This is a genomic window from Psychrobacillus sp. OK032 (assembly GCF_900111345.1).
Taxonomy (GTDB): Bacteria; Bacillota; Bacilli; order Bacillales_A; family Planococcaceae; genus Psychrobacillus.
In genome coordinates this window covers 407,930-419,680 of sequence record NZ_FOGY01000001.1, presented here as the reverse complement: position 1 = coordinate 419,680, position 11,751 = coordinate 407,930, and the positions used below count along the sequence as shown (strand labels likewise).

10 protein-coding genes and 1 other annotated feature (1 of these 11 running past the window's edge) are annotated in these 11,751 nt (G+C 35.7%); of the genes, 9 read left to right on the top strand and 1 reads right to left on the bottom strand.

Annotated features, from left to right (window positions below; translation table 11 throughout):
- Positions 1-195, bottom strand: a binding site (T-box leader) (it extends 20 nt beyond the left edge of the window).
- A 40-nt stretch (positions 196-235) separates the two neighbouring features.
- Positions 236-580, bottom strand: coding sequence for a DUF3899 domain-containing protein (locus BMZ04_RS02050; RefSeq protein ID WP_093264502.1), 345 nt, complete (start codon positions 578-580; stop codon positions 236-238).
- A 236-nt stretch (positions 581-816) separates the two neighbouring features.
- Here BMZ04_RS02050 and BMZ04_RS02045 point away from each other — a divergent pair, with 236 nt between their 5' ends.
- From BMZ04_RS02045 to BMZ04_RS02005, 9 genes are all read left to right on the top strand, one after another.
- Entirely contained in the window at positions 817-2,523 is a 1,707-nt protein-coding gene (locus BMZ04_RS02045) for a peptide ABC transporter substrate-binding protein (protein ID WP_093264499.1), read from the top strand.
- 198 nt (positions 2,524-2,721) lie between these two features.
- Entirely contained in the window at positions 2,722-3,654 is a 933-nt protein-coding gene (opp3b, locus tag BMZ04_RS02040) for an oligopeptide ABC transporter permease (RefSeq protein ID WP_093264495.1), read from the top strand.
- A complete protein-coding gene (gene opp3C / locus BMZ04_RS02035) occupies positions 3,654-4,673 on the top strand; it encodes an oligopeptide ABC transporter permease (RefSeq protein WP_093264490.1) in 1,020 nt (339 codons plus the stop codon). The genes opp3b and opp3C overlap by 1 nt, the downstream gene beginning before the upstream one ends.
- A 14-nt stretch (positions 4,674-4,687) precedes the next feature.
- A complete protein-coding gene (locus BMZ04_RS02030) occupies positions 4,688-5,752 on the top strand; it encodes an ABC transporter ATP-binding protein (protein WP_093264485.1) in 1,065 nt (354 codons plus the stop codon).
- A complete protein-coding gene (locus tag BMZ04_RS02025) occupies positions 5,752-6,690 on the top strand; it encodes an ABC transporter ATP-binding protein (protein ID WP_093264480.1) in 939 nt (312 codons plus the stop codon). The genes BMZ04_RS02030 and BMZ04_RS02025 overlap by 1 nt, the downstream gene beginning before the upstream one ends.
- 925 nt (positions 6,691-7,615) lie before the next feature.
- Positions 7,616-8,824: a putative glycoside hydrolase gene (locus tag BMZ04_RS02020; protein ID WP_093264477.1), complete on the top strand. Its 1,209-nt coding sequence runs from the start codon at positions 7,616-7,618 to the stop codon at positions 8,822-8,824.
- Positions 8,825-9,209: 385 nt separating this feature from the next.
- On the top strand, positions 9,210-9,605 hold the full coding sequence (gene spxA / locus BMZ04_RS02015; RefSeq protein WP_170206452.1) for a transcriptional regulator SpxA: 396 nt from the start codon (positions 9,210-9,212) through the stop codon (positions 9,603-9,605).
- A gap of 218 nt (positions 9,606-9,823) precedes the next feature.
- Positions 9,824-10,489, top strand: a complete 666-nt coding sequence (gene mecA, locus BMZ04_RS02010) for an adaptor protein MecA (protein ID WP_093264467.1) — start codon at positions 9,824-9,826, stop codon at positions 10,487-10,489.
- Between the two features lie 67 nt (positions 10,490-10,556).
- The gene (locus tag BMZ04_RS02005; protein WP_093264462.1) at positions 10,557-11,726 is read left to right on the top strand and encodes a competence protein CoiA; all 1,170 of its coding nucleotides are present in this window, start codon (positions 10,557-10,559) and stop codon (positions 11,724-11,726) included.
- The last annotated feature ends 25 nt before the right edge of the window (positions 11,727-11,751 follow it).

Genomic DNA, 11,751 nt, shown 5'->3' with positions numbered 1-11,751 from the left:
AATCCGTGGTACCACCCAGCTTGCTAAAATAATTAGCCACTCTTCTTCTTAACGTGAAGGACACGGTCTATGCTACTACAAGTTCACATAAACTGCTCAGAAGCCCATTCCATTTACCATATGTTCTGTTTGCACCGACCACAGACTCTCTTGACATACCGTGTTAAATGTACTTTTCTTCCTCAAAGCTCAATTATTTAGTTTTGATAATTATATTATAGAAGAAACTCAAAAATCAAGCATAATAAACAACTAAAGCAATACCCATACATACTAAGCAAGATAAGCCGAAAGCAATAATTGGCTTATATGGAAACGATAAAACCTCTGATGGCACCCGCATTTCATTGGCTGTTTTCTTCATATGCTTAGGTGTGAACACTTTGCGCGTACTTGTCACAAAAATATCGAAAAAACCACCAGATACTACATATATCATTAGCCCGATAAATGTAATAGAACCTCCAATATAAAAGGAAATATTTATATAAGAAGTAAGCGTTAGAGAACCATATGCAATTAACATAAGGATCAAAATAATAAGTTGCATAACTAAAAAATAGATAATTTTTCTCTTCATAATTCACCTCAACGAAATAAATTATAGAAGATTCAATGAAAATAATCAAAAATTAGACAATTCGAAATGTCAGAAATGAACAAATTAATTACCAATGTTTCTCAAATGTTAGGACAATGTAATGATTTTGTAGCTATATTGTAAAAAATCAATCGAAAAACCTGTACAAGTTTCTCTGAAAATGTATAATGAATATTGTAATGAATTTTTCTGACTATTTAAAGGGGGTTATTCTTTTGAAGAATAGCAAGTTAGCTTGGCTTATAAGCCTATTGTTATTTGTTGCTCTTTTCTTAGCTGCATGTGGCGGCGACAAAGAAGAAAGCACAGATACAACTACAGACACAGAAGATACAGACGCAACAACAGAAGAAGTAGCAACTGACGAGGAACAAGTTCTTAACTTAATCATGAACGCTGAGATTCCAACAATGGACTCTGCTTTAGTAACTGATGCTGTTGGATTTGATCTATTAAACAACGTAAACGAAGGTTTATACCGTTTAAATCAAGATAACGTTGCTGAACCTGCAATTTCTGATGGTGAACCAACAATTTCTGAAGATGGATTAGTTTATACATTCACAATTCGTGATGCTAACTGGTCAGATGGTTCTCCAGTAACTGCAAATGATTTTGAATTTGCATGGAAACGTGCAATGAACCCAGATACTGCATCTGAATATGGTCCATATATGATGGATGGCGTTATTAAAAACGCTACTGAAATTATGGAAGGTTCTATGGAGTACACTGAACTAGGTGTTAAAGCTCTTGATGAAAAAACATTAGAAGTAACACTTGAAAAACCAACGCCTTACTTCTTATCACTTATGTCATTTGGAACATTCTTACCACAAAAAGAAGAATTCGTTACAGCGCAAGGTGCAAACTATGCGAAAAATTCTGAAGCAGTATTATACAACGGACCATTTACACTTGCTAATTGGGACGGAACGGGATTATCTTGGCAACTACTTAAAAATGAAGAGTACTGGGATAAAGATACTGTAAAATTAACTGAAATTAACTATGATGTTGTTAAAGAGCCAGGTACAGGTGTAAACTTGTATTCTGAAGGTCAAAAAGACAAAGCTCCACTTACTGGTGAGTTCGCAATGCAATATGCTGCTGATCCAGATCTAATTCATGAATCAGAAACATCTGTATTCTATTTCAAATACAATCAAGAACGTCTTGGAGAAAAAACTCCACTTGCTAACGTAAACATCCGTGAAGCAATTTCAAAAGCATTCAATAAACAAGATTTAGTTGATGTAGTTTTAGCTAATGGTTCTGTACCGGCAAACTACTTAATACCAAAAGACTTTACTTTTGATACGGACGGAAATGATTTCCGTGATGTTAACGGTGACATGGCTGAATTTAATGCAGATGAAGCAAAAGCTGCATTTGAAAAAGGTTTATCTGACCTAGGAGTTTCTGAGTTACAAATCGAACTTCTAAATGGTGATACTGAATCAGCTAAGAAAACTGGTGAATATCTAAAAAATCAATTAGAAACTAACCTACCAGGTTTAACAGTTAAATTAAAAGAAGTACCATTTAACGTGCGTTTAGATCTTGACACAAACCAAGATTACGATATGCAAATTGCTGGATGGGGACCTGACTATCAAGATCCTTATACATTCATGAACTTATGGTTAACTGGTGGCGGAAACAATAAAATGTCTTTCTCTAATGCAGATTATGACAAGTTAGTTTCTTCATCTGTTAATGAATTAGCTCTAGATCCAGAAGCTCGTTGGCAAGCACTTGCTGATGCTGAAAAACTTCTTATTGAAGAAGAATACGGAATCGGCCCAATTTACCAACGTGGATTAATGCACCTTCAAAAACCATATGTTAAAGGTATTGTTGCTCACCCATTCGGTGGAGACTATAGCTACAAATGGGCTTATATCGAAGGTAAAAACTAATTTAGTGAATTTCTAAAATCACATAGTTTGAGAGTATATGGTATCCTTTTTGGGCCATATACTCTCTTTTTAAATGAATCAGAATTCACCAAATATTTTATTATTTATTTTAGGTTTTGACAATAATAGAGTTTATCTGTTTATATATACAAGTAGAGTTTTAAAATTATAGGAAAAGATTATTTAGGAGGTGCAAAGATGACAAAATATATTATTCGACGAATTGTTTATATGTTTATTACCCTTTTCCTGATTGCGACAGCAACATTTTTCTTAATGAAGGCGCTTCCAGGATCCCCGATTAGCTCTGCATCCAAACTACCCCCCTCACAGCTCGCGGTGGTAGAAGCGAAATATGGATTAGACCAACCAATTCCCGTGCAGTACGCAAAATACATGCTTAACTTGGCTAAAGGTGATTTAGGTAACTCATTCCAGTTTAAAAATGCCAGTGTAACAGAACTAATTATGAATCGATTAGGAGTATCTGTTTTAATTGGATCACAAGGTTTGATACTTGGTGTAGCTTTAGGGATTTTGTTAGGTATGATTGCAGCGTTAAGGCAGAATACTATATGGGATTATGGTAGTACGTTAATCGCTATTATTGGTATTTCTATTCCATCTTTCGTTTTTGCAACATTGCTTCAATATTGGTTAGCGGTTGAATGGAGTATTTTCCCTGTAGGTTTATGGAAAGATGGTTGGATGTCGAGTATATTGCCTTCTATTGCATTGGCCATGGGACCACTCGCAACTGCTTCCCGTTTTATCCGTACAGAAATGATTGAAGTATTAAGTTCAGATTACATTACGTTAGCAAAGTCTAAAGGGGCAAACGGATTTGAAATTGCATTTAAGCACGCTTTCCGTAATGCGTTAATTCCTCTTATCACTGTTTTAGGACCACTTGCAGCAGGCTTACTTACAGGTTCTCTTGTAATTGAACAAATCTTTGCGATTCCGGGTATTGGTGAACAATTTGTTAAAGCGATTATGTCAAATGACTTTTCGATTATTATGGGAACTACATTATTTTTCTCTGTATTCCTAATTGTCATAATATTCGTGGTTGACGTTCTATATGGAATAATAGATCCTCGTATTCGTTTATCAGGAGGTAGTAAATAATGAGTTTAGATCTAAAAAAAATACCTGCTGAATCTTTTGAAAGAGTGCATATCGATAGTAGTCATGCGGAAAGAATTTCAAAGCCTAGTTTAAGTTTCTGGCAAGACGCTTGGCTTCGAATTCGTAAAAATAAGGCTGCTATTGCCAGTATATTTATATTAGCGTTTATTATAATAATGGCATTTGTTGGACCGATGGTTAGTCCACATGATGCAGAGACTCAAACAATTACACATGCTAACTTACCTCCAAAAGTTCCTGGACTTGAAAAGTTAGGAATATTCGATGGTGTCGGTACACTTGCAGGCAAAGAAGTAGATTTATATGAAATGAAAAAAGTAGATACGTATTATTGGTTTGGTACGGATGGCTTAGGGCGTGACATGTTCTCAAGAGCTTGGGAAGGTACCCAAATATCCTTATTAATCGCCTTTGTAGCAGCATTAATTGATATGGTTATTGGTGTTGCATATGGAGGAATTTCTGGTTACTACGGTGGCCGTGTCGATGATATGATGCAACGTGTTGTGGAAATCCTATATGGTATTCCTACATTAGTTATTGTTATCCTGATGCTGCTATTTATGGAACCAGGTGTAACTGCGATTATTATTGCGATTACGCTCACGGGTTGGATTGGTATGTCTCGAATTGTTCGAGGGCAGGTTTTGAAATTTAAGAACCAAGAATTTGTGCTTGCATCTCGAACTTTAGGCGCAAGTAATGGCCGTATTATATCCAAACATATTTTACCAAATATTTTAGGGGTAATCATTATTAATACAATGTTTACAATACCAACTGCAATTTTCTTTGAAGCGTTTCTAAGCTTTATAGGGTTGGGACTACAGGCACCTGATGCCTCTTTAGGTACACTTATTAACGATGGTTATAAAGTAATTCGATTCCAACCGCATATTTTATTGTACCCATCTATTATTTTGAGTTTATTAATGATTGCATTTAACTTACTTGGTGACGGTTTACGTGATGCACTTGATCCGAAGATGAAAGACTAAGGAGGAAAGCGAAAATGGAAAAAATATTAGAAGTAAAAGACCTAGAGCTTTCCTTCCACACTTTTGCAGGTGAAGTTAAAGCAATTCGTGGCGTTAACTTTGACTTATTTAAAGGAGAAACGCTTGCAATTGTGGGAGAGTCCGGTTCGGGTAAATCAGTAACGACTAAGTCAATTATGCGTTTATTGCCTGAACATAGCTCTGAATTTAAAAATGGTCATATTTTATTTAATGGAAAAGATTTAACAAAACTAACTGACAAAGAAATGCAAAAGATTCGTGGGAAAGACATTTCAATGATTTTCCAAGATCCAATGACATCTTTGAATCCTACAATGCCTATTGGAAAACAAATTATGGAACCTATTTTAAAGCACCGTAATGTAAGTAAATCAGTAGCTCATAAAGAAGCAGTAGATTTACTTCGTTTAGTAGGTATGCCTAAACCAGAAGCGCGTATGAAGCAATATCCACATCAGTTTTCTGGTGGGCAGCGTCAACGTATCGTAATTGCCATTGCACTAGCATGTAATCCTCAAATTCTAATTGCGGATGAACCGACTACTGCACTGGACGTAACGATACAAGCACAAATTTTAGAACTAATGAAAGATTTACAAAAAAAGATTAATACATCCATCATCTTTATTACACATGACCTCGGGGTAGTAGCTAATGTGGCAGATAGAGTTGCTGTTATGTACGGTGGGAAAATTGTAGAAATCGGAACAGTAGATGAAATTTTCTATAATCCACAACATCCATATACATGGGGATTACTAAGTTCAATGCCATCACTTGATACGGCAGAAGAGAAGCTATATGCAATTCCAGGAACACCACCGGATTTATTGTCTCCTCCAAAAGGAGATGCGTTTGCTCTTCGTAGTGATTATGCGATGAAAATCGATCTAGAGGAAATTCCACCATTTTTTAAAGTGAGTGATACGCATTATGCAGCAACTTGGTTATTACACCCTGATGCTCCGCAAGTAGACCCACCTGCAGCAATTATGGAACGTATGAAAAAATATCCAGGTAGTCGTTATTATGATGGAACGGAAGGAGGTACTTACTAATGGCTGAAAAATTACTCGAAATTAAAAATTTAAAGCAATATTTCAATCAAGGTAAGCCAAATGAAGTTCGTGCAGTAGATGACATAAGCTTTGACATTTACAAAGGGGAGACATTAGGACTTGTTGGCGAGTCAGGTTGTGGTAAATCGACAACGGGGCGCACAATTATCCGTCTCTATGATGCAACAGATGGTCAAGTAATCTACGATGGTGTAGACGTTCATGATAAAAAATCCAAAAAAGATTTAAAAGAATTTAATCGCAAAATGCAAATGATTTTCCAAGATCCATATGCTTCTCTAAATCCACGTATGAAAGTACTGGATATTATTGCGGAAGGGTTAGATATTCACGGTCTTGTGAAAAATCCAAAAGAACGTAAAGAACGTGTAGTGGAGCTTTTAGAAACAGTAGGTTTAAACCGTGAGCATGCGGATCGTTATGCACATGAATTCTCAGGTGGACAACGCCAGCGTCTTGGAATTGCAAGAGCACTTGCTGTGAATCCTGAATTTATCATTGCGGATGAGCCAATCTCTGCATTAGATGTATCGATTCAAGCACAGGTTGTAAACTTGTTAAAAGAGCTACAAGAAGAAAAAGGATTAACTTATTTATTTATCGCACATGATCTATCAATGGTAAAATACATCTCCGATCGTATCGGGGTAATGTATTTTGGTAAACTTGTCGAGTTAGCTACTGCAGAAGAATTATATGCTAATCCAATGCATCCATACACACAGTCTCTTTTATCAGCTATTCCACTTCCAGATCCAAACTATGAGCGCACTCGTGTACGTAAATCGTACAACCCTGAAAATCATAATTATCAAGATGGGGAAGAAGTTGCAATGCGAGAAGTAACGCCTGGACATTTTGTTTTCTGTTCTGAAAAAGAATCAGCATCATTAAAGGCTACTTCAAGCTCCAAATAATAATACCATCGGTCATTCCTAAGCGAATGACCGATTTTTTTATGGATTAAGAAATTATTGTACTTGGTGAGTTTATTACTAAATGGTGTGTCACTATTTAGAGATAATGCGTCTTAGCAAGTTGAATATAGTGTCCACAATGATTTTCGCTACAGGGCGGACGCTTTCCGTGGGGTGAGCGATGAACCTTCACCGACGCTACGCGTGCGCTGTGAAGTTTCATCTGTCTCACTCATCCCACTGGAGTCGCCGCCCTTCCGCGAAAATCAATGGGGCTTGCTGACTAATTATTTTCTCGCTTTATAAACCAAAAGTGATATTAAAAACGAAGAGGGAAATCATTAGTAAGTATTTTGTAAAAATAATCCAGTAAATAGGTAAAATCAACCGAATGGTCATTGTAGCAACTAAATTAGCACGAAAGCAACAATTTGTGTACGGAAGAATCATTTCCTAGATCAAGAGTTAAATTAATAGGAAGTAACCATTAATTTGTAAAATATAGATTATTAGTGACTTAGTGAAGCTCACATTCACTGTTTAATAAGCAACTTTTTTCATATAGTGGTAGCTGCTACTTTTGGATTTGTGCAACGGTTCTAATATTTCTTATTGGTTTGTTTAGCTAGACGCTAATTAGCTAGCATATTTCGTTGATTGAAGCGGAAGGGCGGCGACTCCTGCCGGATGAGTGAGACAGATAAGACATCGCAGGCGAACGCGTTAGCGTCGGCGATGGCTTATCGCTCACCCGGCGGAAAGCGTCCGCCCTGCAGCGGAAATCCTAGCGGTAACTTCTTTAAGACGCATTTTCCCTATACAGCACTACCTAGTTAGGCCACTCGCAACATTTTAAGCCTTATTTCTCTTTCATTCATTGTTTAGTATTGTTAGAATAAAGAAACAGAAAAGAAAGGAGAATTTTATGAAGAAGCCTATAAAGCTACTCGCCACATTAAGTTTGGCAGCAGCAGTACTTTTACCAACAACAGTTTTTGCTGAATCCAAATTATTCGCAGAAGAATTTTCAACAAAAGAGTATAACTTTAAACCGATTGACGGAAAAATCGTCTCTACATCCAAACTTTTCATATACGACTCCGGACTAACGTTCAACTATCCAGATGCTGTGAGGGGTATATATGTAACGGGACATTCAGCTGGGGGATCTAGATTTGCAAATCTACTAGATTTATTAGAATCGACCGAACTAAATGCAATGGTAATAGATATTAAAGACGACTTTGGAAACTTAACATATATCCCAAGTGAAGAATCATCACTATCGAAATACGATATCGGTAAACCATACATAAAAGATCCGCGGGCTATGCTTGCGACGATGGAAGAAAAAGAAGTATACCCAATTGCGCGGGTCGTCGTCTTTAAAGATACTGAGTTAGCCGAAAGAAAACCTGAATGGTCATTTGTCGAAGGCGATTCTGTTTGGAAAAACGGAAGAGGAGAAGCATTTGTTAATCCATTCATGCAAGAAGTTTGGGACTATAATCTGGAAATTGCTATAGAAGCGGCAAAGATGGGCTTTAAAGAAATTCAATTTGACTATGTGCGATTCCCTGAAGGATTTGAAAATAGAGAAGATACCTTAAAGTATTCAATGGGCAAATATGAAACATCTGAAGAAGACACAGTTCAACGAAGAGTTACAGCTGTAACGGATTTCGTTGCTTACGCAAAAGAAAAGCTTAAACCATACGGTGTACAAGTGTCTGTAGATATTTTTGGATATTCTGCTACATTACCTGAAGCACCTGGTATTGGACAAAACTTCTCCAAAATATCCGAAAATGTAGACGTAATCTCTTCCATGATTTATCCAAGTCATTGGACATCTTATTTTGGTATTGCAAAACCTGATTTGGAGCCTTATCGTTTAGTGCAAGAATATGCAAAAGTAGAAAATGCTAAATTAGCTGAATTAGAGAACCCACCTGTATCAAGGCCGTGGCTTCAAGATTTCACTGCTTCATACCTAGGTGCTGGCAATTATCAATCATATGGTAAAGAAGAAGTAGAGGCTCAAATCAAAGCATTAAACGAAGCTGGAATAATGGAATACCTACTCTGGAATGCAGGGAATAAGTATTCTCCTGGTGTAGACTATACACCATAAGAAGAAATGATAGGATCATAAAAAAATCCTATCTTTTTTTATTTTTATGAAACTTTAATTCATGAAAAACGTATTAATTAGTATAACAGTTATTTTCAATAGCATTCTTCTAAATGAGAATACAAAAAAGTTGAGTTTCAATGTTTAAAAAAGAAAAAAGACGGGTATAATTTAAAGGTATATAAAAGTTCTTTCAAAAATGTAAGTATAGCTTACATATTCAACGAATTTGTGACAGCTTCTTATATAGGTTAAATTTTTCTTATAAACATATTTTAAATGACTAAAATTTGGTGTATACTAAAAAAGTAAAGAATTACATTAAATTAATTATAAACTACTTCATATAACACAACTACCAATTGAAAGGAAGTGTTTTTAAATGATGGTTACGTTATTCACCTCACCAAGTTGTACTTCATGTAGAAAAGCAAAAGCATGGTTAGAAGAACATGATATTCCATATACGGAAAGAAATATTTTTTCTGAACCACTTACAATAAGCGAAATAAAAGAAATTTTACGAATGACAGAAGATGGGACGGACGAAATTATCTCTACTCGTTCGAAAATATTCCAGAAGCTAAATGTAGATGTGGAAAGCCTTCCTTTACAACGTCTATATGAGCTAATTCAAGAACATCCTGGACTTCTTCGCAGACCAATTATTTTAGATGAAAAACGTCTACAAGTTGGCTATAACGAAGACGAAATACGTAGATTCTTACCAAGAAAAGTTCGTGCATATCAGTTACTTGAAGCACAAAGGCTTGTGAACTAAAAGTTAATCAGCTGAGTATTTTCAAAGAACTTTTGAAAATACTCAGCTTTTTCTTTTGGAATGATGCTTGCATTAAAGTGCAAATTTTCATACAATGCAGTTGTGATTAATAATTTGAAAAGAAAAGTTGGAATCCTTTTCTTTTTTTCACAAACAACATACAATAGTAATAGACACTACATGAATGAGGCGGTAGGAAGCGAAAGGAGATGTGTTAAATGGATATCGAACGTATCAATGATAACACTTTCAAAGTATACATTTCATACATCGACATTGAAGAAAGAGGCTTCAGCCGAGATGAAATATGGTTTAACAAAGATAAGAGCGAGCAGCTTTTTTGGGAGATGATGGATGAAGTTCATGATGATGACCATTTTGAGGAATTAGATGGTCCATTATGGATACAAGTTCATGCGATGGAAAAAGGCTTGGAAGTGATAGTCACCAGAACGGAAATAGGGAAACATGATGAACGATCAGATGATTTTGAAATGGATGACCTATCAAATAAAATTTTTAAAAATGGTGTCTCCAGTTCTATAGGACCTCACGAATTTGATGATTTCTCGCATTACATGGATGATGGGGAAGATATACCTTCCGAGTACACATTTGTGTTTGAGAACTTTGATGACTTACTTGTTCTAGCAAAAAAATTAGATAAAGTAGATTTCGAAACATCATTGTATCATTATGAGGAGAAATATTATTTACATGTAATTTTTAATTCGGAAATAACTGAGTTGGATACTGTATTAAATACACTTAGCGTTATTTCTGAATTTGCACGTAGTACAAAAACTACCATCCATATGATTCAAGAATATGGAAAAGAAATTATTGTAAAAGATGTTTTCCAAGAGCTAAATAGGCATTTTTAACCTTCCGTAAAAAGAAGGTTTTTTTTCTTGATTTTTTCACTGAAAATTCGTACATTTATATGTAGAGGTGATAACCATACTAACGGCAATAACAAAACAAGGTGAAATTATCGTATCTGCCAACTATTCACGAGAGTTTTTATACGATTTAAAGCAAATAAGTACATTTAAGTGCCTTCAATGTAATGAAGAAGTAATATTGAGAAGCGGTCCAATTAAGATTCCCCATTTTGCACATAGGCGAAAATCTGAATGCATTCATTCTTTTTCGGAAGGTGAAAGCGAAGACCACCTTAATGGTAAACTACAATTGTACTCATTTTTCCTACAGCATAATAGCAAGCCTCGACTAGAGCCATTCATCCCAAAGATCAAGCAAAGACCAGATATTTTAGTTCACAACAATCATTCCCAAGTAGCTATTGAATATCAGTGCAGCCAAATTTTACCTGCTATTATTGAAAGTCGTAATATAGGCTATAAACAGCAACAAATAGATCCGCTTTGGATATTAAGGACACCAACTATTTCAGAGTTCCCACCTCAAGAAATAGGAATCATGCAATTATCTGCCTTTCGTCAGCAATTTTTCCTGAAAACCCCCACAAATGGGAAAATGATTATTTCCTACTGTCCACAAACAAAGTTCTTTCACTATATTTCCAACCCAATCCACATCCAATCAAATAAGTACATCGTGAAAATAAAAAAGCTTCCGATGGAGAAGCAATCTTGGCCATTTGCAGTCGTCAAACGTATATCCTATAAAGAGTACGAAACGTATATTCAAATGTATAGAAAGCAACGTTTTAAGCATATATATAACTTGTATTTCTATAATAGAAAAGGAGTCCAGAACCAGTTTTTACAAGTATGCTATAGGTGGAGACTGTCACCTAAAGAGATTCCTATATTTATAGGAATTCCTACGGCATATGCGGAATCATTTCATGTACATGCTGTTGAATGGCAAATACAATGGATTGACTATTTAAATCGAATAAAAGTCCCTATTGAGGAGGCAAATCGAGCGCATTGTGAAGCATTTCTACTAGATCATCCAATCGGTCGCAAACAGTCCTCCCTATTCAAATTGGAAGCTGTCCAAAGCTATTTGTCTATACTCCAGCAATGTCTCGTAAAATCAGACACAGTCATTTATAAATGTAAGTTTAATAGTTCAAAAATGTATGAGCTTCTATACAGTGATTTCCTTGCAAAGAGACCTGAAAATTGAGAAAATAATTAGTGATACGAATTTC